1 protein-coding gene is annotated in these 257 nt (G+C 72.4%); it reads right to left on the bottom strand.

Translation table 11 applies throughout. The features are described from left to right. Positions 1-257: SpnB-like Rossmann fold domain-containing protein (locus tag ADK41_RS14860; RefSeq protein ID WP_037805380.1), on the bottom strand; the 257-nt coding region annotated here is incomplete at both ends.

Raw genomic sequence — 257 nt, 5'->3', positions numbered from 1 at the left:
CATCCACCTCGGCGTCCGTGCCGGCCCCGACGTCGGCCAGCGCGAAACGGCCCGGATTCTCCGCCAGCGCCGCACGCACCAGACCCCACACCGGAGCCTGCACCACATCACCGGCCGAACCCACCGGCACCGCACCCCGCGTCACCACCACCAGACGCGAACCCGCGAACCGCTCACCCGCCAGCCACTCCTGCACCACACCCAACACCCGATGCACCACCGACCGCACACCCACCGGCACCTCCACACCGGCAGCA

It is taken from the genome of Streptomyces caelestis (assembly GCF_001279005.1).
Classification (GTDB): Bacteria; Actinomycetota; Actinomycetes; order Streptomycetales; family Streptomycetaceae; genus Streptomyces; species Streptomyces heliomycini.
This window is presented reverse-complemented; position numbering and strand designations above follow the sequence as displayed.